This is a genomic window from Streptomyces sp. NPDC048644, assembly GCF_043199105.1.
Lineage (GTDB): Bacteria > Actinomycetota > Actinomycetes > Streptomycetales > Streptomycetaceae > Streptomyces.
Genome location: NZ_JBICVO010000013.1, coordinates 38,991 through 64,427, shown reverse-complemented (window position 1 = coordinate 64,427; position 25,437 = coordinate 38,991). Strand labels below are relative to the sequence as shown.

At 70.0% G+C, this 25,437-nt stretch carries 20 protein-coding genes and 2 pseudogenes; 10 read left to right on the top strand and 12 right to left on the bottom strand.

From position 1 onward, the window contains the following. The first annotated feature begins 170 nt into the window (after positions 1 to 170). Together ACGFNI_RS26295 and ACGFNI_RS26290 are read left to right on the top strand one after the other, a co-directional pair. On the top strand, positions 171 to 1,043 hold the full coding sequence (locus tag ACGFNI_RS26295; RefSeq protein WP_393687117.1) for a 3-hydroxyacyl-CoA dehydrogenase family protein: 873 nt from the start codon (positions 171 to 173) through the stop codon (positions 1,041 to 1,043). A gap of 92 nt (positions 1,044 to 1,135) precedes the next feature. Then, the gene (locus ACGFNI_RS26290; protein ID WP_393687116.1) at positions 1,136 to 1,759 is read left to right on the top strand and encodes a TetR/AcrR family transcriptional regulator; all 624 of its coding nucleotides are present in this window, start codon (positions 1,136 to 1,138) and stop codon (positions 1,757 to 1,759) included. Here ACGFNI_RS26290 and ACGFNI_RS26285 read toward each other — a convergent pair. Together ACGFNI_RS26285 and ACGFNI_RS26280 are read right to left on the bottom strand one after the other, a co-directional pair. After that, positions 1,756 to 1,935, bottom strand: coding sequence for a hypothetical protein (locus tag ACGFNI_RS26285; RefSeq protein WP_393687115.1), 180 nt, complete (start codon positions 1,933 to 1,935; stop codon positions 1,756 to 1,758). The two genes, ACGFNI_RS26290 and ACGFNI_RS26285, sit on opposite strands and share 4 nt — an antisense overlap. A 145-nt stretch (positions 1,936 to 2,080) precedes the next feature. Then, on the bottom strand, positions 2,081 to 3,547 hold the full coding sequence (locus ACGFNI_RS26280) for an FAD-dependent monooxygenase (protein WP_393687114.1): 1,467 nt from the start codon (positions 3,545 to 3,547) through the stop codon (positions 2,081 to 2,083). Positions 3,548 to 3,610: 63 nt separating this feature from the next. Between ACGFNI_RS26280 and ACGFNI_RS26275 the strand changes: the two genes are divergently transcribed. Together ACGFNI_RS26275 and ACGFNI_RS26270 are read left to right on the top strand one after the other, a co-directional pair. Then, positions 3,611 to 4,228, top strand: coding sequence for a TetR/AcrR family transcriptional regulator C-terminal domain-containing protein (locus tag ACGFNI_RS26275; RefSeq protein WP_393687113.1), 618 nt, complete (start codon positions 3,611 to 3,613; stop codon positions 4,226 to 4,228). 481 nt (positions 4,229 to 4,709) lie between these two features. Further along, positions 4,710 to 5,076: pseudogene (locus tag ACGFNI_RS26270) on the top strand (transposase); the annotation flags it as partial. Between the two features lie 91 nt (positions 5,077 to 5,167). Here ACGFNI_RS26270 and ACGFNI_RS26265 read toward each other — a convergent pair. Next, positions 5,168 to 5,413 (bottom strand): annotated as a pseudogene (locus ACGFNI_RS26265) (TetR family transcriptional regulator C-terminal domain-containing protein); the annotation flags it as partial. Between ACGFNI_RS26265 and ACGFNI_RS26260 the strand changes: the two are divergent. Together ACGFNI_RS26260 and ACGFNI_RS26255 are read left to right on the top strand one after the other, a co-directional pair. Next, positions 5,306 to 5,791, top strand: a complete 486-nt coding sequence (locus ACGFNI_RS26260) for a class I SAM-dependent methyltransferase (protein WP_393687238.1) — start codon at positions 5,306 to 5,308, stop codon at positions 5,789 to 5,791. The pseudogene ACGFNI_RS26265 and the gene ACGFNI_RS26260 sit on opposite strands and share 108 nt — an antisense overlap. Before the next feature lie 410 nt (positions 5,792 to 6,201). Beyond that, positions 6,202 to 7,014, top strand: a complete 813-nt coding sequence (locus ACGFNI_RS26255) for a cutinase family protein (RefSeq protein WP_393687112.1) — start codon at positions 6,202 to 6,204, stop codon at positions 7,012 to 7,014. 118 nt (positions 7,015 to 7,132) lie between these two features. Here ACGFNI_RS26255 and ACGFNI_RS26250 read toward each other — a convergent pair whose 3' ends face one another. After that, positions 7,133 to 10,072, bottom strand: coding sequence for a BTAD domain-containing putative transcriptional regulator (locus ACGFNI_RS26250; RefSeq protein WP_393687111.1), 2,940 nt, complete (start codon positions 10,070 to 10,072; stop codon positions 7,133 to 7,135). Positions 10,073 to 10,724: 652 nt separating this feature from the next. Between ACGFNI_RS26250 and ACGFNI_RS26245 the strand changes: the two genes are divergently transcribed. Together ACGFNI_RS26245 and ACGFNI_RS26240 are read left to right on the top strand one after the other, a co-directional pair. After that, a complete protein-coding gene (locus ACGFNI_RS26245; protein WP_393687110.1) occupies positions 10,725 to 11,348 on the top strand; it encodes a lasso peptide biosynthesis B2 protein in 624 nt (207 codons plus the stop codon). 61 nt (positions 11,349 to 11,409) lie between these two features. Continuing rightward, entirely contained in the window at positions 11,410 to 13,167 is a 1,758-nt protein-coding gene (locus tag ACGFNI_RS26240; RefSeq protein WP_393687109.1) for an asparagine synthase-related protein, read from the top strand. On the opposite strand, the gene ACGFNI_RS26235 is transcribed toward ACGFNI_RS26240, so the two are convergent. From ACGFNI_RS26235 to ACGFNI_RS26225, 3 genes are all read right to left on the bottom strand, one after another. Continuing rightward, the gene (locus tag ACGFNI_RS26235) at positions 13,151 to 14,350 is read right to left on the bottom strand and encodes a hypothetical protein (protein ID WP_393687108.1); all 1,200 of its coding nucleotides are present in this window, start codon (positions 14,348 to 14,350) and stop codon (positions 13,151 to 13,153) included. The two genes, ACGFNI_RS26240 and ACGFNI_RS26235, sit on opposite strands and share 17 nt — an antisense overlap. A 282-nt stretch (positions 14,351 to 14,632) precedes the next feature. Further along, positions 14,633 to 15,178, bottom strand: a complete 546-nt coding sequence (locus tag ACGFNI_RS26230; RefSeq protein ID WP_393687107.1) for a hypothetical protein — start codon at positions 15,176 to 15,178, stop codon at positions 14,633 to 14,635. After that, positions 15,175 to 17,169: a Gfo/Idh/MocA family oxidoreductase gene (locus ACGFNI_RS26225; RefSeq protein WP_393687106.1), complete on the bottom strand. Its 1,995-nt coding sequence runs from the start codon at positions 17,167 to 17,169 to the stop codon at positions 15,175 to 15,177. The genes ACGFNI_RS26230 and ACGFNI_RS26225 overlap by 4 nt, the downstream gene beginning before the upstream one ends. Before the next feature lie 353 nt (positions 17,170 to 17,522). Here ACGFNI_RS26225 and ACGFNI_RS26220 point away from each other — a divergent pair, with 353 nt between their 5' ends. Further along, positions 17,523 to 18,020, top strand: a complete 498-nt coding sequence (locus ACGFNI_RS26220) for a methyltransferase domain-containing protein (protein ID WP_393687105.1) — start codon at positions 17,523 to 17,525, stop codon at positions 18,018 to 18,020. Here the strand turns inward: ACGFNI_RS26220 and ACGFNI_RS26215 are convergent. From ACGFNI_RS26215 to ACGFNI_RS26195, 5 genes are read right to left on the bottom strand one after another with little or no spacing between them, the layout of a single operon-like run. Further along, positions 17,993 to 18,832 (bottom strand): hypothetical protein, encoded by an 840-nt coding sequence (locus tag ACGFNI_RS26215; RefSeq protein WP_393687104.1) that lies wholly within the window; start codon positions 18,830 to 18,832, stop codon positions 17,993 to 17,995. The genes ACGFNI_RS26220 and ACGFNI_RS26215 overlap by 28 nt on opposite strands. 35 nt (positions 18,833 to 18,867) lie before the next feature. After that, the gene (locus ACGFNI_RS26210; protein ID WP_393687103.1) at positions 18,868 to 19,842 is read right to left on the bottom strand and encodes a TauD/TfdA dioxygenase family protein; all 975 of its coding nucleotides are present in this window, start codon (positions 19,840 to 19,842) and stop codon (positions 18,868 to 18,870) included. Between the two features lie 42 nt (positions 19,843 to 19,884). Next, a complete protein-coding gene (locus ACGFNI_RS26205; protein ID WP_393687102.1) occupies positions 19,885 to 20,748 on the bottom strand; it encodes a hypothetical protein in 864 nt (287 codons plus the stop codon). Between the two features lie 30 nt (positions 20,749 to 20,778). Next, complete coding sequence (locus ACGFNI_RS26200; protein ID WP_393687101.1) at positions 20,779 to 22,038, bottom strand: hypothetical protein; 1,260 nt, start codon at positions 22,036 to 22,038, stop codon at positions 20,779 to 20,781. 11 nt (positions 22,039 to 22,049) lie between these two features. Next, positions 22,050 to 23,183 carry an amidohydrolase family protein gene (locus ACGFNI_RS26195; RefSeq protein ID WP_393687100.1) on the bottom strand — a complete coding sequence of 378 codons (1,134 nt, stop codon included), beginning with the start codon at positions 23,181 to 23,183 and terminating at the stop codon, positions 22,050 to 22,052. Positions 23,184 to 23,439: 256 nt separating this feature from the next. Here ACGFNI_RS26195 and ACGFNI_RS26190 point away from each other — a divergent pair, with 256 nt between their 5' ends. Next, positions 23,440 to 25,431, top strand: coding sequence for a radical SAM protein (locus ACGFNI_RS26190; RefSeq protein ID WP_393687099.1), 1,992 nt, complete (start codon positions 23,440 to 23,442; stop codon positions 25,429 to 25,431). Positions 25,432 to 25,437: the final 6 nt, after the last annotated feature.

The following is a 25,437-nucleotide window of genomic DNA, read 5'->3' as shown; positions in this document are numbered from 1 at the left end:
CTCGTGTTCCTCGTGCTCCTGGGGGCGGCATCGGCGCCGCCTCCACATTTGCATACACGATGTATCGGATACACACTGTATCCAGAAGTTGGATGTGACATCCACCCGCGTTCCGATCCCGCCGCACCCCTACGGCGGGATCACAGAAGAGCTGCAAGACAGGAGTAGCCGTGACTTTCACGCCCCCCGCCACCACCCAGGACCGGCCGGTCACCGTCATCGGTGCGGGAACGCTCGGCCGTCGCATCGCCCTGATGTTCGCCACCCGGGGCGGCCTGGTCCGCGTCTACGACCCCTCCGCCGAGGCGGGCGAAGCGGCCTGCGCCTACGTGGCCCAGGAGCTGCCCGATGTGGTGAAGACGATCGACGGCGGCCGGCTCGGCACCGTCGAGTCCGTGACCGATCTGCCCCGCGCTCTCGCGGACGCCTGGCTGGTCGTCGAGGCCGTACCCGAGCGCCTGGACCTCAAGAAGCGCATCTTCCGGGATCTGGACGAACTCGCCGAGCCGGACGCCATCTTGGCCAGCAATTCGTCGTCCTACGCGACGAGCAACCTCGTCGACAGCGTGCGCAGCCCCGAGCGCCTGCTGAACCTGCACTTCTACATGCCGCCCCGGCAGAACGCCGCCGATGTGATGTCCTGCGGCCGTACCGACCACGGCGCCATCGAGCTGCTGCTGAAGGTGCTGCCCGAGTACGGCATCCACCCCTTCGAGGCCCGCCGGGAGAGCACCGGCTTCATCTTCAACCGCATCTGGGCCGCCATCAAGCGCGAGAGTCTCGCCGTGGTCGCCGATGGCGTCTCCACCCCGGCGGACGTCGACCGCATGTGGCAGCTGAACATGGGCGTCCCGGCCGGCCCGTTCCGCATGATGGACTCCGTCGGCCTCGACGTCGTCCTCGATATCGAGAACCACTACGCGGCCGAACGCCCGGGGCTCCCCGAAGGGCCGCGCGAACTGCTGCGTACGTACGTCGACGCGGGCCGTCTCGGCGTCAAGACCGGCTCCGGCTTCTACGACGACTACCGGCAGCAGGTCTGAAAGCGACGGCCGCCGGCAGCGGGACCGACACCGGTCACCGGCGGGCGGGCACGTACCCTTCGGGAGGAAGAATCACCTGCAGGGAGCGGTACGTGCCCAAGTCACCCACCAAGCGCCGGCCGGCCACGGTCGCCGCGCTCACCGAGAGCGCGCTCGCCCTCTTCGCCGAACGAGGCTTCCACGCCACGTCGATCAGCGACATCGTCCAGCAGGCCGGGCTGACCCGAGGCGCCTTCTACTCCAACTTCCAGGACAAGGAAGAGCTGTTCCTCGCCCTGTACGACGCGCACACCGACCGGCTCCTGGCCGAGCTGCGGGAACAGGTCGCGGCGTGCACGGACGACCCCGACCCGCTGGCCCGGATGTTCGACCAGCTGGCCACCCACGACGCCAGGGAACGGTCCTGGTTCCTGGTCTCCATGGAGTTCACCCTCCACGCCGCGCGGCACCCGGAGACCGCCCGCGCCCTGGCCGAACACGAAGAACGCCTCAACGCCGGCCTGGCCGAACTCCTCGCCCGCGGCCTCGAATCCGCAGGCCACACCCCCGAGGTCGCCCCCACCACCCTCGCCCGCCTGGTGGTCGCGCTCTTCGAGGGCCTCACCGCCATGCGCGTCACCCACACCGCCACGGACCCCGCCCCCCTGGCCCGCCGCGCCCTCCCCCACCTCGTCCGGGCCCTCAGCACACCCCACGGCTCGCCCGGTACGCCCTAAGGGCTGTCTTCAAATGCCACGCCCACATCCGGGACGGCCGCTTGGTAGGACTCGGCGGCCTTGTCGTAGCGGGTGGTGATCCCTCGGCGCCGCTTCAAGCGGTTGGAGCAGCGCTCGACGACGTTGCGCTGCTTGTAGAGGTGCTTGTCGACGGCCGGCGGGCGGTCCCGCCTCATTGATGCCCCTGCCGCCTCCGGGCCGTAGCCCCTCACTGCGATTCGCACAGCAGGGGCCGAAGTGCGGAAGCGGGGCTGGGAGGTGGCCGGTGCGAACGGTCCGGCTGCCGACGGCCGGGGGGCCTGGACATCGACGGCGTCCTGGTCAGCGGTGAGTCGCGGATACCGCCGCGTGCGCCTCGGCCCGCAGCACTTCGGCGTCGGACTGTTCGCTCGCCCAGGCGACATGGCCGTCGGGGCGGATGAGCGCGGCACGCACGGTGGACCAGGCGGGGCGTGGGTCGGGCCGGTGTGCTGTGTGCGTGATGAGGTGGGGGGTGGAGGGCGGCGCCGGGGTGCCGGTGAAGTGCAGCAGGACGTGGCGGCCGGTCCGGAGCAGTGTGAAGAGGTCTGTGCTGTTGGAGAGTTCGAGGTTGGGTGCGCGGTGACCGGTCAGGGGGTGGTGGTGTGCGGGGCCCGGGTAGGTGACGGCCAGTGCGGAGAGACGTTCGGCCAGGCTTCGGGAGAACTCGGGTACGGTGGCGATGAGTTGGCTCAGGAGTGCGCGCAGGTCCTGGCCCTCCGCCGAGTAGGCGTTCATCAGTGCCGTCTGGGCGCGGGTGCTGAGCAGCAGGTCGGCGCCGACCGGGTGGCGTTCGGCGTGGTAGCTGTCCAGGAGTCCGGCGGGGGCGGTGCCTGCCACTGTGGCGGCCAGTTTCCAGCCGAGGTTCGTGGCGTCCTGGATGCCGACGTTGAGGCCCACGCCTCCGGCCGGGTAGTGCATGTGCGCCGCGTCGCCCGCGAGGAGGACGCGGCCCCTGCGGTACTCGGCGGCCTGGCGGGCGGCGTTGCCGAACCGGGAGAGCCAGCTCGGGTCACGCATGCCGAAGTCGGTGCCGGCGATCCGGGTCACCATGGCGCGCAGCCCGTCGAGGGTGAGTTCGCCGGGGTAGCCGGTACCGGTACTGTCCGGGTCACCGCCGACGATCCGGTGGATGCCGCCCGGCATCGGGACAATCATGACGCCGCCGGTCGGGCCTGACACGGCCAGCACCGCTTCCTGTGGCGGGTTGTCCAGGACGACGTCGCCCAGGAAACCCCAGGTGGTGGCGTCGTTGCCGGGGAAGTCGATACCCGCCGCTTCGCGCACGGTGCTTCGGGTGCCGTCGCAGCCGACGACATAGTCGGCGCGCAGTGTGTACGGGCCGTCGGGGCCGGTTGCCTCAACGCTCACCCCGTCTTCGTCCTGGGTGAGTCCGGTCACCTGCTGCCCCCGCCGGATTTTGGCTCCGGCCGCATTCCCGTGCTCCTCCAGTAGCTCCTCGGTGCGGGCCTGCGGCAGGGCGAGCGTGAAGGGGTAGGGGGTGTCGAGGACCCCGAAGTCCAGCCGGTCGTCGAGCCCGCCGAAGTGACCGCTGGGGATGCGCCGCCCCTCTGTGAGGAAGGGCTCCAGCACGCCCCGGGTGGCCAGGGCCTCCAGTGTGCGCGGATGGAGTGTGAGGGCCTTGGAGTGGGGATCCCGCTCGCGGCGCGTTTCCAGGACGGTGACGGGTGTCCCGCCCAGCCGCAGTTCGGCGGCCAGCCACAGCCCGGTGGGGCCGCCTCCTGCGATGACTACGTGCTCGTGCTCCATGGCAGCTCCTCAACAACATCTTGGTCAGTGACCAAGGTGGGGTGCGTCCAGTAGACTAGGTCGGTGACCAAGAAGCAAGCGGAGGATCTCGCCCGGACTCGGCTCGACCCCGGAACGGTGGTGCGAACGGCCCTGGAACTGCTGGAGGAGAAAGGCGCGGACGGGCTCTCGATCCGTGGCATCGCGGACCGGCTCGGCGTCCGGATGAACACAGTGCTCTGGCATGCGAAGACCAAGGCGCGGCTGTCGGAGTTGATGGCGGACGCGATCGTGGCCGGGGCGCCGGTGGACGGACTGCCCGAGCCCTGGGAACCACGGGTCCGCGAACTGCTCCACCGCTACCGCCGCGCCCTGCTGGCCCACCGGGACGGGGCCAGGATCGTGGCCGGTACGTACGCCGCCGAACCCGCCACACTCCGCTTCGCCGACCTGATGACCGAGGCGCTGCTGGCCGGCGGGCTGGCGGAACGCGAGGCGGTCTGGACCGGCTGGAGCCTTGTCTACTTCGCCTTGGGGCTGGCTCAGGAGGAACAGGCACTTCCTGACGCGATGGGCCCGGCGTTCGCACGACGGCTGGACACGGGCGAATACCCCTCACTGTCCCGAGCCGCCGCGTACTTCGATGACACCTCCTTCGACGAGCGCTTCGACTACGGACTCTCCCGCATCCTGGGGGTGTGAAACGGAACGGCGCCCCAACGGCCGGGCTCTCCACCCTCGACGGAGGGCCCGGCCCGTCCTCGCGGGAGACCCGCGCGCGGATGTTCCGGATCAAGGAGATCAAGCGCCGACCAGGATCCCTGCGAGGTTGTGCTCGTCGCGCGCGCCGACGGCCCGAACCCGCTGCTCGGATCATTGGAAGACGTCGCACATACATTGCTCGGCACAGTCTCCCGGCGGGAGAACAGCGCGCTGCCGGTCAGCTGACCCCTCGCCGCGGCTTCTTCAAACGATCTTGCGTCGCGGATCATGGTCCGGTGATACGTCGCCAGGAACCGCCCGATGCCGAGTGGGAGTTCGTCCGTCCTCTGTTGCCTCGGTCGTAGCGAGGGCGGAAGCGGTTGGATGACCGGACGGCCCTCAAGGGGATCGTCCGGAAGTTTCGGACGGGGCACGGTCTGGCGGGACGTACCGGAGCGGTGCGGATCCTGGGCCACGCTGCACCCAGTTCACCGCCGTGATGGAGGCGATACGGGTGCCCCTCATCGGTCCTGGCCGTCCCCGCGTACGGCCCGATCATGTCCTGGGAGACAAGGGCTACAGCTCGAAGGCGATCCGGGGCTGGCTGCGGCGCCGGGGCATCACACACCGTCCCGGAACGGACCGACCAGATCCGCAACCGGGCCCGGCGCGGCAGCCTCGGCGGACGTCCGCCAGTGGTCGATCACGCAATCCACAAGCAGCGCAACGTCGTGGAACGGTGCTTCAACCGCTTGAAGCACTGGCGCGGCATCGCGACCCGCTACGACAAAACCGCCGAGTCCTACCAGGCAGCCGTAACCCTCGCCTCGCTGCTGATGTGGGCGTGACACTTTGACGACAACTCCTGGCGCGGCAACGGCGCTGAGGGGCGTGTCCGCAGAAGTCGGCGCCCCGGGCTCCGCCGCGGCTCCACGCCGGTCAGGTGCCGGCAGGGCGGTGGACCAGCGACTCGATTGCCAGGGCGGTCAGTTGTGGTTCCACGGCCGTCCGGTCGTCCAGGACGGCGGCGCGGAAGCGGTGGGCGGAGAGCAGGGAGAGCAGCCACCAGGCGCCGGCGTGCGGGTCGAGGTCCGGGCGGATTTCGCGGGCTTCCTGGCCTTGGCGCAGGAGTGCGGCGAGGGCGTCGGCCACGCTCGCCACGGCGTCACGGGTCGCGTCGGCCCATCGGACCGGCCCGGCTGTACGAGGCGTTCACCTCCGTGGCACTGCTCGGCCGGCGCAGGCGACTGTTTCCCGGCTGGTCGCACTCAGCGGGGCGAAGGCGGGGACGAGGTCCTCGGCGTCGGATGCGGCACCGGCTACCTCACCCGGCCGGCCGCCGCAGCCGTGGCTCCCGGCGGGACGGCGCTCGGGGTGGCTCCCTCGCCCTCGGTGATCGCTTACGCCCGGCGGCACAGCCGCCGGCGGAATGTCTCCTTCGAAGCGGGGGTCGGCGAGGCACTGGGGAGGGCGGAAGGCTCGTTCGACGTGGTCGTCAGCGGCCTGGCGGTAGCATCACATTCCTCCGGATCTGCCGGCAGACCAGGCCGGCGATGTCGGTGACCGTGGCGGCGCCGGAGAGCTACTTGGTGGGGACGTTCACGGACAGGTTCGACAGCAGGCGGTGCGCAGCTGGATCGCCATCAGAACCGCGAGCTTCCGGCTCCCTTGCCGTTCACCTTCTCGTACGCGGGACTCGCCTTGTGGGTCGCGGCAGCCCTCATCGGCGCGGCACTCGTCACATGGGCGGCGGCCCTCCGGGCCTCCCGCACACCCGTCCGCGAAGCACTCAGCGCCCTGTGAGAGCCACTCGCCTCACTGAGAACCACTCGCCCCACACGGACCTGCTGCGCCGCACAACAACCGTGCCACCAGCGCAGTCATCGGGATGTCATCGCGATGTGAACAACTCTGCCTAGCGTCTGGTGCGTTCGTTGCAGAGCACGTCCATGAACCCAGGGGGAGATCAGGCAATGTCGAAAACGAGCAGGATGGTACGGGCTCTTGGCACCGCGGCCATGACGGCGGCGCTGACGGCCGGTACCGCTGTCGCGATGCCCGCCGCCGCGCACGCGGCCGACGCGGAGCACTACTACATCGAGATCGGCGGCACCGGCGCCACGGACAACCAGGACGGCTGCCCCACCACCACGCGCTCCTACACTCCCGCGAACGACGCCATCGGCCTCGGCGAATCCGCGGTCAAGGTGTGCTACCCGGCCACCGCCGGTCCGCTCATCGGCCCCACCGGCGGACTCATCGAGCCCCCCTCGAAGGTCAACCCCGAGGCGCTCACCGCACCGACCTACGATGCCAGCGTGGAACTGGGCTACCAGCGAGGGCTGCAGGCGGCACAGGACACCCACAAGGCGCATCCCGACGCCCGGATCACGATCACCGGCTATTCCCAGGGCGCACAGGCCGCGGACCGGGTGCTCCAGACGATCGCGGGCGGCAGCACCGGCATTCCGCTGTCCCAGGTCAACGGCATGCTCTATGCCGACCCGATGCAGCCCGACACCGGCTTCGGGGCGCATCTCCCCAAGGGGCTCGGCATCCCCGGGGTGGCCACCGCTCCCGGCGCAGGACCGGCGGAGTTCAACGGCATTCCGGTCAGGCGGTACTGCATCGTCGGCGACCCGGTGTGCGACTTGAGGTCCCTCACGAACGCGCCCGGCTACTTCAGCAAGCACCCGCTGTACCCGGGGTCCGTCATCCCCAAGACCCTCACCCAGGACGGTCAGGACGGCGTCCAGTGGGTGAATGACAACGGAGACCCCGTGTAAGTAGGGCTCCTGACGGAAACAGAGGACGGCGGGACAGCGGCCCGGCCGGCCATACTTCGGCCGGGCCGGCTCCGTCCAAGGGGTCACCCGAGGAGTCATCCAAGGATTCGTCCAGTGGTTACGAGTCGCCGGCGCTCGGCCAACGTCGTCGGCCGATGTCGTCCAGGACTCGGGAGATTCTCGCGCGGTTGGCGTCGGCAGTGGGGAGTGCGGTGGCCCGGTCGAAGAAGTCGCGCGCTCCGGCGAGGTCTTCCGCCGCGGCGCCGTGCCAGATCAGCCGATGGCGTATCGCGATCTCCGACGCGGTGCCGGTCTGCTCGTCCAGCACCGCGCGTGACCTGCGGCGGAGTTCGGCAGCCGCCTCCGGGTTGCCCAGGTTCCCTTCGGCGGTGGACAGCCTGCCGAGGACGGCGGAGTGCAAGGGGACGTCCCCGAGACGCCTGGCCAGGTCCTCGGCCTTCCCCAGTGTGCCGACGGCGTCGGCGGGCCGGCCGAGGTCGAGTTGGAGGCCCCCGAGGCGGAGCAGGGTCTTGCCGTGGAGCCTGGGGCTGCCCGCCTTCTCGGCGAGGGCGATTGCCTCCGTGTAGCGGTCGTACGCCTTGTCGTACTCTCCGAGCTGGTGATGTATGTCGCCGACGCGGGTCATGACCGAACCCGTGAGCCATTCGTCGTGTTCCAACTTCCCGGCGAGGGCGGCGACTTCGGCGAAATGGGTCATGGACTCGGCTATCCGCCCCTCCAGATTGGCGAATGTCCCGAGACCGGCCGCGGCTCTGGCCTGCTCATGCGGGTCACCGGCCCGGCGGCTGATGTCCAGCGCCTCCGTGAACCAGGTGCGGGCCTGCCGGTAATGACCCTGCAGGCCGTACATGATGCCCAGGCCCGTGCGCAGTGCGGAAGCCATCCGCCGGTCGGTGGCCTGCCCGGCCGCCGGCAGCACCAATTCCAGTGCGGTACGGCACTCGTGGAACCGGCCCTGTCGGGTGAGGTAGTCGACCAGACCCTCGGCGATCCAGCAGGCGTCGTCCAGGCGGCCCGCGGCCACCGCCTGACCGATCACGTCGACCAGTTCGCTGCCCGCCGCGTCCAGCCAGGCCGTGGCCTCCTCCCAGTCCGCGAAGGGCCCGCTACCCTGCGGGCCGGTCAGGAAGGAGGAGGCGCCCCAGTCACCGGCGCAGCGGGCGGCGGCCACGTACAGCCGGAACACACCGCTCCTGGCTGCCGCGACCTCGTCGGGAAACGCTGCGGCGACGCGACGGGCGTAGACCGCCACCAGGTCGTGCAACCTGTAGCGGTCGACGGTCACCTGCTGCACCAGACTCGCGTCGGCCAGGCTTTCCAAGGCGTGCTCGGCGTCGGACGCCGTCCAGCCGAGCAGGGCGGCCAGCGCCAGCCGGTCGAGGTGCACGGTGGGCGACAGGCCCAGGGCGCGGAAGGCACGCTGCTCGGCGGCCGGAAGCTGACCGTAGGAGATCCGGAAGGCGGCTTCGACGCTGCGGTCCTCCACGGCCAGTTCGTCGAGCCGGCGCTCGTCGTCGGTCAGCCGCGCCGCCAGGGCTTCCACCGCCCACAGCGGCCGGTTCTGTATGCGTGCCCCGACGATGCGCAACGCGAGCGGAAGCCGGTCGCACAGGGCGGCCAGCTCGCGTATGGCCGCGCGCTCGCGGGCGGATCCCTCGCCGCCCACGATGCGGGCCAGCAGCCCCGCCGCCTCGTCGATGCCGAGAGGGGGCAGCGAGATCCTGCGGTCCGCGTCCAGCCCCGTCAGACGCTGACGGCTCGTCACCAACACCATGCTGCCGGAACCGGCGGGCAGCAGCGGTCGCACCTGCTCGGCGCAGGAGGCGTCGTCGAGCACGAGGAGCAGCCGGAGCGGAGCGCTCGCCGCCCGCCACGATGCGGCCAGCTCGTCCAGATCCTCGCAGTCCTCCCCCTCACCGGCGCCCACCGCCCGCAGCAACCGGCGCAGTACGCGTTGCCGCCCCGCCGTCTCCCGGTCATCGCGGTGCCCGTGCAGCTCCACGAACAGGCAGCCGTCGGGGTACTGGTCCCGCAGCGCTCGCGCCGCGCGCAGCACCAACGCGCTCTTCCCGACCCCGGCCATGCCGTCCACCGCGCGGACGGTGACCACCCCCGGATCGGCAGCCGCGACGAGGTGCCCGATCTCCTGGTCCCGGCCGGTGAAGTTGCCGATGTCGACGGGCAGTTCATGGCGTACTCGGCGCTTCGGGCGAGCCGGGCCCGGAAGCTGCGGAGCAGGCGGCTGTTTCGTCAGCTGCTCCCCCGTCCGGTCCTGCCCTGCGGCGGGGCCGGGGGCGAACGCGTCGTCGCCGCGGAGGACCGCCTCGTGCACCCGTCGCAGTCCGGCGCCGGGCTCCACCCCCTGCTCGCTCACCAGCCGGCGGCGCACCGCGGCATAGACGTCCAGCGCTTCGGCCTGCCGGTTGCCGGCGCGGAGGGCGCGCATGAGCAGGGCGGCCAGCGCCTCGTTGTAGGGGTGGGCCGCCGTCAGGGAGAACAGTTCGCCCACGGCGTCGGCGTGCCGGCCCAGCCGGAGCTGGCAGTCCACCTTGTGCTGCACCAACACGAGCCGTTGCTCCGTCAGCCGCAAGCGCTCGCCCTCCGCGAAGGGCCCGGGGATACCGGCCAAGGGCTCGCCCCGAAACAGCCCCAGCGCCTTGGACCACGCCTCCACCGCCGCGTCCAGGTCTCCGGAATCCCTCGCCGCACGCCCTTCAGCGGCGCGGTCCTCCCATCGGGCCACGTCCGCGCATGCGTTCCGTGGCACGAAGCGGTAGCCGCCGCTGCCCGTGACGATCACGGAGTCCGCCGAGCCCGTTCCGGGAGCATCCAGGCGCCTGCGCAGCCGGTGCACATAAACCGGGATCACCCGGGCTCCTGTCCCTGGAGGCTCCGCGCCCCACACCCCGTCGAGCAGCTGCTGCCGGCTGACCGCCCTGTCCGGTCTGAGCAACAAAGCAGCCAGCAAAGCCTGTTCACGAACCGGCCCGAGCGCCAATTGCGCGTCGCCGCGCCAGGCTTGGAGCGGGCCGAGCACAGCGAATCGGAGTTGTTGGTTTGCATCCGTGGATAATCCGCGCGTCAACGGCACACCGGGGAGTTTATAGGGACTGCTGGTGCCGCATGACGAAACCCTTGCTCTGCTCCAAGGCCGGGCGGGTGGCGTTCTCGGGCCCCGTGCACGTGAGTTGGGGGTCTTTCATGGCGGTGCAGACACTATTTCCGGCTTTGCGAAAGAGCCCGCTTTCGGCACATCAGGACAGTTTCCGGCATATTCTTCCCAAGGTGCCGACGCCCGGCTGGTGAGCCATGTCCCTGGCACGCCGGCGGTGGTCGGGGTGCGTGCGCGGAACAGGTCGACGGCTTCCGCGGTACACAGGTTCACGGGTCGGCACCGCCTCGTCGTGTGCGGACGGCGGGTCTTCCGGGTGCCGACCGTATCCACGGACCCTGCCACCCCCACTCCGGCAGTCCGGTTGCGGGGCATTCGGGTGGGAGTAGCGTGAGAGTTGACGTCCTGCCGGTTCTGGAGGTGGGCAATGTTTATCCGATTCCTGCGGCGCCGTAAGCCGCATCGGCTCGTCCTTCTCGGTAACGGCCGTCTGATCCGCGGTTTCAGCGGCGGAATGTACGACGGTCACGGATACCAGTCCTGACACCGTTCACGGTGGGATCCTGGAGGATATGCGGTGGCAGAGGACTCCGATGCCCTGGCAGCCATGGAAAAGATCCTGTCACCGCACTGCCGGGTCACCCGGATGTCCGACGGAGCGCTGATCGCGGACTGGAAGCGGACGCGTTTTCTCGGATTGGCGACGACGGAAGTCCAGAAATTCACCTCCGGAATCCCTGAGGAACGCGCCGAACTCGTCACCGGTCTCCTGCGCGCCGGATGCGCGCCGGGCCGCCGGAAGAAATACCCGGACGCCGGCGTCGGGCGTCGGCTGAGTGGCGTGCACCTGCTGATCCGGACCCTTGGATTCGGCCGCGTCCTGCGACTGCTGCCGTTGGCCGCCCCGGGTTACGTCCGTGCCGACCCCCCTTCCGCGGAGGAGGTCGGACGGCTGAAACGAGCGGTGCTGTCCCACAGCAGCAGAAGCTGGCTCGTCAACGGCGACTGCAAGTCCGAGGCGGTGACGGCCTTCGTCCTGCTGCGGCGGCGCGGCCTGAGAGCCGTACTCCACGTCGGTGTGCGGGAACATCCGTTCGCCCTGCATGCGTGGACCGACTCCGGCGGCCTGTGCATCCCCGACTCCGATCCGCGAGGGCACGCCTTCACACCGGTGCTCTCGATCGACTGCGGGGGACAGTGACGTGGATGCGCTCCGTCTCGCATGGGTCGGGGGCGCACCGAGGCTCCGGACCTGCGAGGCCATGGCGCGTCAGGGGCTCGTGACGACGGTCTCCTCGCGGGCCGGCACCGCGGCCGTCGTCGGCTGGGTCGGCTCGGCCCGCGACCGGGCGGCGGGCGCGCACGACCTCCTCGACGGCTCCGACCGGCAGGGGGCCGCCCCGTCCGTGCCGCCCGGCGACTACGCGGCGGTTCTGGTGTACCGCGACCGCATCCTTCTGACGCGCGACGAGCAGGCACGCGTCCCGCTGTTCTTCAAGGAGTCCGGTGGCCGCGTCAGCGCCGTGAGCACCTCGGTCCGCTGCCTGGGGAGCGGCGCAGAGCTGGAACCCCGCTACTTCTGCCGGTACCTCACCGGGAACCTGGCGCAGCCGCACTCGGACCTCACCCCTTTCGCCGGGGTGCACCGCGTCCTCGGCGGCGAGGTGGTCGAGCTGTCCCGCACCGGGCAGCTGCGCAGTCGTACGCTGCGACGTGCCCGCCGGGCCACCGACCCGCCCGATCCGACGGCGGAAGGGCCCTGCCTCGATGAGGCCGCGCAGGAGTTGCGCCTCGCGCTGGAGAACGCCGTCGGACGCCGCATGGGCACGACGACGGCCTGCCATGTCTCCGGCGGCACCGACTCCACCAGCGTCGCGCTGCTCGCCGCACGCCTGCTGGCCGCGGAACGGGGCGGCGCCGGGAGTCTGGTCCTGCTCGCCGGGCGTTTCTCCCGCGGGGAGCTGGCCGCGGAGCGGCCGTACCTCGACGCCGCGATGGAGGAGATCCTCCGTCACGCACCCGCGGCCCGCCCGGTGTTCGTCGACGCCGACGACGTGGCCGACTTCGACGACTTCCAGCACCACGCGGGGGACGCCGACGAGCCTCATGCGCACGCCTTCCGCGCCCCGTTCTGGGCCAGGCTGCACGCCGCAGCCGCGGAACTGGGCTGTGACACGCTCCTGACCGGCTGCGGTGCCGATCCGATCGCGGACGCCAACCCGTTCCACCTGCACCGGCTGGCCCGCACGGGACAGCTCCGGCAGATGACCGAGCAGGCACGTGCCTGGGCCGCGGGAAGCGAGCGTGGCTTACGGGACATCGTCCGCGCCTACGTGGTGCAGCCGGCGGTTCCCCTGGCAGCCGAACGGATCACCGCGCTCCTCCGCGGCGGAACGGTGCTCGGCGGCCTCGGCACCTTCAACCGCCCCGGATGGCTGCGATCCGGATTCGCGCGCGCCCACGGCTATCGGGATGCGGGCATCGCGGAGAGCCGGTTCGTGTTCGGGCGCAAGCCGGAACAGTCGCTCTACGACGCCGCCAATTACGTCGCCGCTCCCGACCTGCTGTCCTGGCAGCGCGCACCACGGGACGGGTTCTTCCTCTCGCACCCCTTCCTCGACCGGGAGGTCGTCGCCACGATGAGCCGCCTGCCCGCCACGGCCACGTTCCGGCCCGGCCGTCCGAAGGCCGTTCTCCGCGAGGCCATGGCGGATCTGCTCCCGGCCCTGATCCGCGGCAGGGCGGCCAAGGTGCCCTTCGACGACCTCTACGCCCGCGGTCTGCGGACCCACGGCGACGAACTCATCGCCCTGTGCCGCTCCGCCCGGCATCCGCTGATCGCGGAGATGTTCGACGTCGAGATTCTGTGCCGGGCCGTGCGGGAGGCCCAACTCGGCCTGGGGGACTCGTACTCCTGGGATCGCGTGAACAGCTCGCTCGCCCTGGTGGCCTGGCTGGAGCGACTGGACCGGCGTTCCGGCGCGCCCGGCGCGGCGGTGCCCGTCAGCGCTGGCTCTTGATGTCCCACAGGGTCCGCTCGACCGGGCCGGCGATGAGGTCGACGAGGCCGTACCGGCTCACCAGGTCGCGTGCTTCCTCCGGAGGGGCGATGCGGTCTTCCTCGCCTTTTCGCCCGATGGACGTCTGCACGCTCGCGCCGTGCGTGCTGAACCTCCAGTAGACGGTGACGAAACGCGGATCCCTGGTGCGTTCGTCGATCGCATTGTTCTCGTGCACCCTGGCGCGGTAGACGAGAGAGTCAAGACCGGTCTTCTGCTGCTCCTTCACCCATCGGGGGACTTTTCCCTTACCCCAGGAGTACGCCACGAAGTCGAGCGGTGGCTGCAGCACGAGCCGGTCCTTGCGCGCGAGGCTCGCGGTGGCATAGAGCGCCACCTGGTCGTACGGGGTGTCCGTGGGCAGTTGCACCACCACTCGCGTGGCGAAAGTGTCGTTCGACTCAACCCATTGCCCGTAGGGCATCCACGGTTGTGCCTCAACCATCTCGCCGGGCTGGTTCATCTCCCGGCGGGAGAGCGGATTCACTCCCGAGGGACTGCGCCACTGCTCGGCATCGGTTCGCCACTGCTGGCGGAGCCGGTCCTTCGAGCTCAGCGGCACCTTTTTCCCCATGGCGTGGAATTCGGTGCCGAGCACGTAGAAACCCACGTCGCTGCGGTTCTGGAGGGTGATGTCGACCGGTACGGCGAAGGCCGTGCGGTCCTTGCTCAGCACCGCCTTTCCCATGGACAGCGTGATGAGCGGCCTGGTTTGGCGCTGGAACGGCTGATAGAGGTTCTGGTAGCCGAAGTTGGCGATCGCGATGACCGAGGAGACGATCAGCGCGGCGGCCACCCGCTTCGGAGCGGGGATCGCGACCGACGTCCGCCACACCGCGAAGACCGCGCATGCCGAACCCGCCGTGAGCACGGCGAACAGCACCGGGTAGGTCGCGGAATCACCGTTCTTGACTGTCTGCACCAGGAGCATGGCGTTGGTCACCAAGGCCGCGAACGCGCCGATCAGTGCGACAAGTCCGGAGTAGGGGAAGCTCTGCCGGGTGCAGTGGTCCAGGATCGCGGCGGCGCCCACGAGCGTGGTGAACGAGACCGCGAGAAGCACGGCACCGGTGATGCGACCGGGGAAGGTCAGGTCATGGACGAAACCCTCCAGGCCGAACCGGGCCAGCAGCAGCGTGGTCATGAGGAGGACCAGCACGATCACTGCCAGCAAGGGCCGTCGCATTTTCGGGCGCGGGCGGGAGTAGGGCTCAGGAGGAGTTCGCACGCGATCACCTCCTGAGGCCGCCGGTCGTGCCCTGCACGTGCGCAGCGCGGACTCAGGAGATCTGCCGCCGCGCCATGGGTTCGAGCACCATCGTCCGTGGCGATCCACCGGGTCGCCATCCGGATGCCCCCGGGCGTGCGAGCCGGTGGTGCGCCAGGGGGCTTCGCGACGCACCGTAGGACCGATGGCCGCGGCGCCTCAACGGCCGCTCATCCAGGGGATACAGCGCGCGGCGCACGTCACCAGATGCCCGGGGGCGGTGCCGGTACCGCCGTCACACCAGGGAACGGACAGTACGCGGATGCCCGGCCGGTGGATGGCGTGATAGGTCCGCAGGGGCATGGTCGTGCTCAGTGGACGGGCGGCGAGAAGGACGCGTCCGCGGGGGCGGACCGCGGCCAGCGCGCCGCTGACGCCGACGGCGGTGCCGGTGGTCTCGACCACCACACCCGGCTGCGCGTCGGCGCCCGGGGTCGCGTCCGGCAGAGCCAGGCGGACGAGGCGGGCGAGCGCCCCCTCCCCCACCACCAGGGTGCCGGCGGCCTCGCCGACGGTTTCCGCGACGGCTTGGGCGGTGGCGGCCCAGTCGCGTGCAGCGCGCTCGTCGGCGCCCGGCATCGGGTACCCGTATGCCCAGGTCTCGGCAGCCGTCGGGGCGTCGGCGAACCACGCCAGGCCGGTTGGCGGGTTCGTGTCCTTCGGGTGGCCGTCGGAAGTGCGCAGAACGCGCCGCCAGTTGCTCACGGTGCACCGCCTTCGATGAGCCGGGCCGGGCAGACGGCGCGGCCCAGTCGTGCGGAGGCGTAGGCGGCCTCCACGACCGCCTGGGTGCGCAGTCCGTCGGCCAGGCTCACGTCCACCGGTGAGTCGTCGTGGACCGCCCGCGCGAAGCCGGTGAACGCCCAGGTACGCAGGTCGATCGCGGTCGGTGCCGCGCCGGTGGCAGGGCTGTCCGCCGGGGCGGGCGTCCCACGGTGGGTGAGCGCGTAGTCCGGCGTCAGCTGCACTTCGCCCTTCTCGCCCCAGATCCTGGTCTGCATGCCCCGTCCGCCGGCCACGGTGGCGCTGCCGATGAGAGTGGCGACGACGGTGCCGAAGCGCAGGACAACGCTGACCACGTCCTCGATTCCGGGCGCCGCGGCCGTCGTCGAGGGGGCGGTTTCCGCGTAGACGCGGTCGGGTTCCCGGCCCAGGAGTGCCCGGACCGCGTCGATCTGGTGGATGAGGTTCATGATGAGGAAGCCGCCGCCCGCACGGTCCTTGGACAGGCGCCAGGTGGTGGAGACGCGCCCGCTGATGCCGCCGAGGAAGTAGGCCACGGGCTTGTCCGTGAAGTACGTGGTGGCGACGCCGAGCGGAGCGCCGATCTCGCCGGCCTCGATGGCCGCACGGGCCTGGCAGAACCTCGGGTCGGTGCGGGTGGGAAAGAGGACGCCGGTGCGCAGTGTGCCGGCCTCCGCGAGCGCGATCATCCGCCGCGCCGAGACCAGGTCCTGGGCGACGGGCTTCTCCAGGAGGACGTGTTTGCCCGCGGCAAGCGCCTCCGTGAGCAGCGGCTCGTGGGTGTCGTGCGGGGTGGCGATGACCACCGCGTCGACGTCGGAGCGCGCCAGCAGGGCTGTCACGGACGTCTCCCGCCGTCCGCCGAACCGGGCGGCCGTCTCCTCGGCCAGCTCCGCGACGGGGTCATGGCAGGCGGTCAGTTCGGCTTCGTCCGCGGCGGCGAGTGCCTTGGCGTCCTCGATGCCGATGTCGCCGCAGCCGATCAGGCCGAAGCGCATCGGGCGTGCGACGAGGGCGGGCCGGCTCGGGGCGTGGCGCGGGGTCTTCCAGTGCAGCGCGGCGCTGATGAAGGCGCGGTCACCGGCGAGGCGCCGGTAGACCTCCGGGGCCTTGTGTGCCGGGTAGTCGGACAGGACGTCCCTGATGGTGAAGCGGCGCTGCTCCAGCAGGGCGAAGAACCGGTCGCTGAGTCGTTCCTCATCCGCCTCGGTCAGCTGGGAGATGTGGGCGCCGCGCAGGTCGAGCAGGCGGTCGTGGAGCTGTTGCAGCGGGACTTCGGCCTGCTCGGCCCGCGGCGAGCCGAGCAGCACCACCCGGCCGCCGTCCGCGGCCTCGGCGATGGCGGCGGCCAGGCCGGGGCCGCTGTCGGTGGCGTCCACGACGAGCGGGGTGCCGCCGTCGGGCCGTCCGGGTTCGCCGAACACGGTGGAGGGTTCCGTCCTGGTGCTCCACGTTTTGGCAGCGGACGCGGCGACCGCCCTCACCTGCGGCGCGCCGCAGGCCACGGCCAGGCGGCGGGTGATGACGCCGAGCAGGCCCTGGCCGACCACTGTCACCGGCTCACCCGGGCGCTGCCCTCCGACTTCGAGGCCGAGCAGGGCGGTGAGAGCGAGCTGCCAGACCGCGGCGTCGGCCGGCGGGACACGATCGGGCACCGCGCGCACGTAGCGTGCGGGCACGACGGCCACGTCGGCGTGGCGCGCCCGGCGCACCGCCACTCGGGTGCCTGCGGGAAGTCCCGTACCACCGCGCACCGTTCCGGCGGCCATGTAGCCGGGGAATTCCGGGAACCGGGAGCCGGCGGTCGGACGGTCCAGCAGGATCGCGCGCTCGGTACCGGGTGACACCACGCTCACGCTGACATCGACCACGACGTGTCCGGGCCCGCCCGGCGGCTCGTCCTGATCGATGATCTCGCACCGGCCGGGACCAGGTAGGACCACCTGTCGCATGCACGCCTCCATGGGGAATGCGGGGACATCGATATTCATGGGATTCCGCAGCGCTGGTCAGAGTTCGAGCGATGAAGGGGCCCGATCACAGAAAGGATGCCCGGATATCCACCATGAAGACATGGTTGACCGGACGTAATTCTTCAGGCACGGTACAGCACATGATTTCTTGGGCATTGCGCAAGATGGCTTTCGACCCCCGCACCATCTCATTCGTCGAGCATGATTTCAGCCGCCTCCTCGCACGACTCAGGAAACGCCGCCCTGCACCGGTACCTGCGGGCGCCCCGGAATCCCGCAGAATCCATTTAGGCTGCGGTGACCGGCGCGTTCCTGGCTGGCTCAACTGCGATGTGGCCGGCTCGGAATTCGACATCGATCTGGCGGCCCGTCGGCTGCCGTTCCCCGACGGTTCGGTCACGGTCGTGGTAATGCAACACGTCGTCGAGCACCTGGAACTGCGCGAGCAGCTGATCCCGTTTTTCCGGGAACTGCACCGGGTCTGCACGGACGACGCCGTGCTCTGGCTCTCCTGCCCCGATCTGGCCAAGGTCTGCACCGCCTACACGACGGACCGGGGGCAGGCGCTGAAGGAGGACCGCTGCCGCCGCTGGCCGGAATACTCCCTCGACGGCGTCCCCGTCCAACAGTTCATCAACGACCTCTTCCAGGCGCGCGGCAGACACCGCAACCTCTTCGACTTCGAACTTCTGGCCTGGGCACTCGGCCAGGCCGGCTTCCACTCGGTCGCCCGGATCGAGGAGTGCGATCTGCTTGCCGCACACCCGGAGTTCCCGCCGCGGCACGACGATGAGCAGTCGCTCTATGTGCGGGTGTGCAAGTCCCGGTAGTGGCACCACAGGTCGTAGAGCGGGATCGAAGCCGGGTCCGCCTGGGTCGGTTTGACCGGTTCGGTCCAGTGGACCATCAGGGCCGGGGGCACGGCGGGATGCACGATCCCGCCGTCCTTCGCCTGGACGCCGGGTGTCCAGGCGAAGACCTCGGCCGGGATGGTGGGGTCGCCGGTGGTGGTGCGCAGGTGGTGCAGGCTGGTGTAGGGCAGACCCGACGTGACGATGAGGTAGTTCAGGAACGGTTGTTCATAGCCGAGTTTCATGTGCGGCGTCAGCTCGCGGGCCCCGGGGAGTGCGGCGGTGATTCCGGCCGGCGTGAGCGCCCCTTTCCTGGAGACGACGAATCCGGTGTTTGCGGCGTATTCGTACTGCTCCGCCGTCAATTTCCCCGACTGTCCGATGGTTTCCTTCCAGGCGCGGCCAGGAAGGTGGGATGTGGCGGTGACGAAACCGTGGTCGGCGAGATAATCGAAGACGAAGTCGATGTTCCGCAGGACAGCGGTGTCGCTGTCGATGTAGAGGAATTCGTCGAACTCTCCCTCCCATGCGGCGAGTTTCCTGAAGTGCCCTGTCCGGCGCTCGTGGAAGGAAAGGCTGATCTCGTCGCACCGTGCCAGGAGCTGTTCGTCCTCCCATACGGTGAACCCGTACCGGTCGCCCAGTGCGGCGATCCGTCCGTACTCGCCGTCGAAGGGGATCAGCCGGAGCGGGATGTCCGGGTTGGTGCGGCGGAAGCTGTTCAGGAACGCGGTGACCAGTTCCACCACACGGTCGTTGGCCACGAAGTACACGCCGCGTTTTCCGGGCATGGCGTCTCGCCCCCTTCTCGTCCAGGAGTGTTGGGTCAGGAGCCGGTGCAGGCGGTCAGCGGATCGCCGCGGACGGCCTCGGAGGTGAAGCCGTCCGGGCCCACCGGGTGATCGCCCAGGACGGTCACCCGGTAGAGGGTGCGGTGGTGGTCGGTGTGGTCCAGATCGGCCGGCTGGAGGTGGGCGACCGCGCGGTTGTCCCAGACGGCGACGTCGCCGGCCGCCCAGCGCCAGCGGACGGTGTACTCGGGGCGCCCGATGTGCTCGTAGAGCAGTTCCAGCAGGTGGCGGCTCTCCCAGGGCAGCAGTCCGAGGAGGCGGGTCACCGAGGCGGGCGGCGCGAAGAGCGCCTTCTCGCCGGTCTCGGGGTGGACGCGCACCACAGGGTGCACGGAGAGCAGGGTGTCCTCGGTGAGCCGCCGGATGACCTCCACGTCCTCCTCGTCGGAGAGCAGCAACTCACAAGCGGCGTAGAGGGTGTGTTCCGCGCGCAGCCCGCCGGCCAGTGCCTGTAGTGGGCCGGAGAGCCCCTCGTACGCCGCGACCAGGTTGGTCCACTGGGTGTCGCCGCCGAATGCGGTGACCACCTCCGAACGGAGAACGGAGATGGCCGGCGGGTTGACGACGGCGGCCAGATCCACGTGCCAGCCGGAGTCGTGCCGCAGGGCCTTGGGCCGCAGCCGTTCCTCGAACCGGCGGCCGTAGCGGGTGTCCTCCGCGTCCGGGTCGACGGTCAGGATCTCCGGGTAGCCCTCGGGATGTACGCCGTGCTTGCGGCCCGGACGCCGGGTCAGCTCCCCGAAGCGCCGCCCGAACGCGATGTGGTCGGCGTGGCTCAGCCGCTGGCCGCGGAAGAAGATCACCTTGTGCCTGAGCAGTGCCGCGCGGATCCCCGCCATGACGGTGTCGGGCAGCTGCGCGGAGAGGTCCACCCCCGCGATCTCGGCGCCGATGCGGCCCGCGACTTGTCGTACGTCGATCCCGGCGAAGTTCTCCGTGACTGTCGCCATCCGCCTTCTCTCCCTTCGGTCGCGTTCGCGGCCCCCGATCGGTCAGGACCAGTACAGGATCGTCTCTGCGTCCAGCGCGCCCATCAGCAGATTGATGGTGGTGCGGAAGACGCCGTCACTGCTGCACGGCGCCACGGCGTGCACGTTCGCGGTGTCGAAGATGTACACGTCCCCGGCGTGGACGGGGACGGTGAGCTGCTCGATTCCGGACAGCGACTCGATCGGGTACCCATAGCTGTCGTCGGACATGCCGAACGCGTGGCGGCTCTCGCGGTCGGGCGAGATGTTCCAGTACAGCAACTCGCCCCCGGAGCCGTTCTCCACACACATCAGCGCATTGCACAGGCGGCTCACCCGCTGCACCTCGCACCCGTCGATATGGCGTGCGTGGCGGATGGCCTCGGCATCATCGTGCGGAGCGAGCACCAGTGCGTCGCCGTCCGCGCGGGAGCGCAGCCGGAACGGGGCGGCTCTCCGGCCTCGGTGTTCCGCGAGGCGGAGCCGGACGCCCTGGCCCGCCAAGTGGTCGCCGTACTCGGCCAGCAGCGAGCGCGGCGTAGGACCCGGGCCCGCGCAAAGCGCCTCCAGTGTCGAACGCGCGCGGTCCGCCTCGTCGAGATACCAATCGAGACTGGAGGCGTTGAAGAGGTGATTGCCGCACCAGGCGTCCACGTCCCGAACGCCGTGTTCCCGGCTCCTGCGCATCGGGCTGCTCCAGAAGTTCCGCCGGATGCGTTCGCAGACGTCCGGCGGCAGTACCCCGCGGAAGACCGCGCCGGCGACCTTTCCGCGCAGGACGTCCGTCCATGCCTGCCAGTCCAGTTCGTCCCGTTCGACGAAGCGGAAGTAGTCACCGGGGTGAACCTGTCCGGTGAGCCGAATCTGATCGGAACCGCCGATACTCACCACCCACCCACCTCCTTCACGGGGTGATTCTCAGTAGACGGCGCTCACCACGGTCTGCGGTGAACCGTGCACCTTGCGCGCGCGTTCCTGCATGGCCATCACGCCGGCCAGGCCCTCCGGGGTGTAGAAGGCGCTCAGCTTGGTGTAGCCGTCGAACTTGACGTCCTCCCCGCTCCGGGACACGGCGGTGGCGGGCTCCGCGAGCAGGCGCGCGTCCTGGGCGACCCAGAGGTGGCCTGTCGCGGTGTCGGCGCAGACGCGGTCGAAGAGTGCGCGCAGCGCAGGACCGGAGAAGCTGCCCGCGTGGTAGACAGCGCGGCTGCCCCAGTTCAGCGTCGGATGGTGGCTGCCGAACTTCACGTAGTAGCGGCGCCTGCCCTGGCCCAGCCGGCAGTACTCGTCCAGGGTGATCCAGGTGCCGTCGGGCAGGTGGAAGCCTTCGGGCGTGATGATCTCGGTGTGCGGGAAGAGCCCGCGGATCTCGTCGGGGTAGTACTCCCGGGCCTTCGACCAGAACGGCCAGGCCATGGTCACCTTGGCGTCGTAGAGCGGTGTGGGCGGGTGGTCGAAGAAGAGCTCGCCCTGTTCGCACGCCTCCATCCACTGGTCGAAGAAGCCGTTGTACCTGAGGTCGTAGAACTCGTGGGCGCGGACGAATCCGCAGTCCTTCCAGTGCACGGCGTCCCAGGCGAAGTGCCGGATGCCGGCCTCGCGCAGCCGCTGCACGGTGTAGTGGACACCGTGCGGCCGGGAGGCGTTGCCGGTCAGGTGGTGGATGACGAGGCCGTCGCCGAACCGGGCGCGCAGGGATGCCGCGAGGTTGTCGATGAGCGGGTCGAAGTGCCGTCCCGCGGCGTCGAAGTCGTCGGGGAAGGCCCGGTAGAGGGCGTGCGCCTGGTCGGCGATCTCCCAGCCGGATGCGGGACACTGCACCTCGGCTATCGCTCCGGGGGCGGGCTCGTCGGTGCGGAAGTAGAGCGGGAGCGCAAGATGACGCTCCGTCAGTTTCAGGTGGAACTCACGGCCGCGTTCCGGCGGTTGCCCGGACACTATGGTCTCCGCGATGGCGGGGTCGGCCTCACCGTGCAGGCTGGCCAGGAAGACGTCGCGGGTGATCCGTTGGAATTCGCGGATCAGGGCGTTGCGGTCGATGAATCCTTGCAGGGTTTCGGGATCCAACGCGTAGGGGCGGTGGGAGATCAGGTTGGTGTAGCCGACGCCCGCCCGGGTTCTGTGCTCGATGTCGTCGTCGATGAAGCGGTACCAGCGGTGTGTGGTCGGCTCCGCCATGCGGGTCTCCTTCACTCGGCCGTCAGTGTCGCGAGGTCGAATCCGTACATGCGCGCGCAGTTGCCCGAGGTCACCTGCTCCCGGGCCGCTTCGTCGGAGTCCGCCAGGCAGCGTCCCAGCACGTCCCTGGAGTTGGGCCAACTGCCTTCGTAGTGCGGGTAGTCGCTGCCCCACAGGAAGTTCCCCGCCCCGAGTTGACGCATGGTCAGCACGCCCACCTCGTCATCGGTGAAGGTGGCGTGGACCTGGCGGCGGAAGTAGTCGCTCGGCGGCATGGTGAGGTCGGTGCGCAGCGCCGGGCCGAGCTTGTCGTAGATCCGGTCGGCGTGCAGCAGGTGGTAGGCGATCCAGCCGATGTCGTTCTCGGCCAGGACGATGTCGAGGCCGGGGAAGCGCTGGAGTACGCCGGAGAAGATCAGGTCGGTCAGCGTGTGCTGGATCTCCTCCGTGTAGGCCATGTTGCGCTGGATCCGGCCCATCGGGGTCGCGTAGTCGAAGAGCCGGGGGCTGTCCCGGTAGCCGGTGAGGCAGTGCATGGAGACGGGCATGCCCAGCTCCTGAGCTGCCTGCCAGAAGGGGTCGTTGGCGGATCCGGCCAAGTCGCGCTCGGCGGGCGCGGAGGCCCAGATGGCGGCGCCCTTGAGGCCGAGGTCGTGGCAGCGGCGCAGTTCCCTGACCGCTTCCCCGGTGTCCCAGAGGGAGATCAGCCCGAGGCCGGCCAGCCGCTCCGGCGCGTGCCTGGCGTAGTCGGCGAGCCAGTCGTTGTAGGCCCGGAAGCAGGCGCGCTGAAAGTCGCCGTCCGCGAGCCAGAAGAGGTGCAGGGCGAGGCTGGGGTACAGCACCTCTCCTGCGACCCCGTCCAGGGCCATGTCCTTCAGCCGCGCGGCCGGATCGCTGCCCCCGGCGCGGGCCGCCTCGACGACGACTTCTGCCCCGTCGGCGAAGTTCTCGGGCGTGGTGTCGGTGGCGTAGAGGGTGTTGACCAGGGCGGGCCTCAGGTCGTCGCAGGTGAAGTACCAGCCACGTCGCCCGGAGTCCCAGGAGACCCGGGGCGCACGGTCCCGGTATCGGCGCTCCAGTCCTTCGGTCCACAGTCGCACCGGTTCGACGACGTGGGAGTCCGCCGACAGCACAGGGGCGGTCACAGGCCCACTCCTCCCATGGGTAAGGGCCATCGCGTCACACATCGGCAACCGTGACCTGCGGCGATGACGGAAAGCAGTAGGACGCGTAATCGGAAAGCCGCCCGAGGAGTTCGGGACGGACGGCGGCAACACGTTCACCCATTCTTCGGCTCGCACATGACCGGTCAAGGGTGCGCACCACCGAGCGCGTCGATTCGGACACCTGGCGTAGCGGGCTGCTGGCGGGGTCAACCGACGGTGTGTCACCATTCGCCGCATGCCGGTCGACGACACGACCGCCCGAGCGCAACAGGGCGCGGACATCCTCCTCCTCAGCGCTTCCAACTACCCGGCGCTGCCCATCTACCCCTACGCCTTCGTGCAGGTCTCGGCGATGGCTGCCCGCCACGGTCTGACGACCGCCCGCTTCGACCTTCTGCACACACCCAGAGCATCGTGGCGCTCGACGCTGCGGGACGTCCTGGAGCGCACCGCCCCCCGGCTCATCGGCATCCACCTGCGCCAACTGGACTCCATCTTCATCTGGAACTACGCCGACTACGACCTCCCCGGCGCCCCTCCGGTGCGCAGGAACAGCTACTGGCCGTTTCATGACACCCAGCAACTCATCGGAATCCTGCGCGAGTTGACAGAGTGTCCGATAATGTTGGGCGGCTTCGGCTTCACCACCCGCACTCCGGACCTGCTGGAGCGGCTCCAGCCCGACTTCGGCGTGACAGGCGAGCCGGACGAGGTGTTCGAGCACCTGGACGACGTGCTGGCCCACCGCGATGTGGAGCGGATCGCCAACCTCGCCCGCCGCTCCGGCAGCGGCTACGTCCTCAACCCCCGGGTCTTCCTGCCACCCGCCGGCCACACCGAGTACACCGAGGCCGTCCTGCGCGATCTCCTGGACTTCTACGGTCCGCAGCGCGTCACAGGACCGGACTCGGACGTCCATGTCGCGGTGGAGGTGCAGCGCGGATGTCCGTACCGCTGCTACTTCTGCACCGAGCCGATGGTCAAGGGACGGCGCCACCGCATCCGTGACCTCGACGTGGTGATGGCCGACATCACCTTCCTCGCCGACCGGGGAGTTTCCCGTGTGTGGCTGGTCTGCTCGGAGATCAACGTCGGCAGCAACGGGCTGCTGTTCGAGATGGCCGCGCGGATGCGGAAGCTGAACCACGGCCGTACGAAGCCGGTGAGCTGGACCTGCTATCTGCTGCCCAACCCCCCGCTGGAGCGGAGCGAGATCCGGGCGCTGCTGGAGTCGCGCTTCGAGCCCAGCTGGAACCAGTTCGCCTCGTATCACGACGGGAACATCAAACAGACACGTGTTCCCTACCGGGCCAGGCACGCGGTGCAGGCCCAGGTCGACTGGCTGGAGGAGGACCAGGCGTTCCGACGTGCACACGGCCTGCCCGAGCCGACCCGGCGTCTTGACATGTTCCTGGGAAACACCTACGCCACCCCGGAGACCGTCTCGGCCACCCTGCGCACCGTCAGCGAACTGCGCCTGGGCGAACGGTTCGACGACTCGCTCATCACCCGCGCCACCCGGGTCTTCGACCTGGACGACGGCCTGCTCGGCGGCACCTCGGCCGCGGCCTACTCCGTCGGCCCGGACGGGCTCCTGGACGAGGTCGACCTGGTACACCCCACCTTCAGCTACCCGGTCGCGCTGGTCGAGGCCCTCGGCAGCCGCCGGGCGGTGGACGAGTTCTTCGCCTACGTGGAGAAGACGTTCCTGTCCCGCGCCCACCGGGCCCGCCTGGACTGGGCGGCCTTCCTCGCCCGCCACACCGACGGGGAACGCCTGGCCCGGTGGTGCGAGCGTCTCCGGGCCTCGTCCGGTGAGCCCGGTGAGGACGAGGCGGCACGCACCGTCTGCGCCGCCATCGCAGCGGACGGCGGTACCGCACTGCTCCAGCGGCTACGGGACAGCACCTCGGCGGAAGAAGGTACCGGCCGGCTCGCCCGCGCCCTCGTCGAACTGCTCGTCGGCACCGAGCCGGAGCGCACCCGCGCGGTCTTCGCGGCGATCGGCCTGCCCGGCTACTGGAACGACCGCACCGCCAGGACCGCCTACGACGTCTGCGCCGTGCTCGCCGCCCGGTTCACCAGCGTCGATGACCTGCTCGACGCGGCACGCGCGGCGGCGGGCACGGGCGACCCGGCCCTTCCCCTGCTGGCCGTGGAGTACTGCCTGTACGACAACAACGTCCTGCTGCGCCCGGACTACGCGCGGCTCCTGTTCCCCGCCTGACGGTCC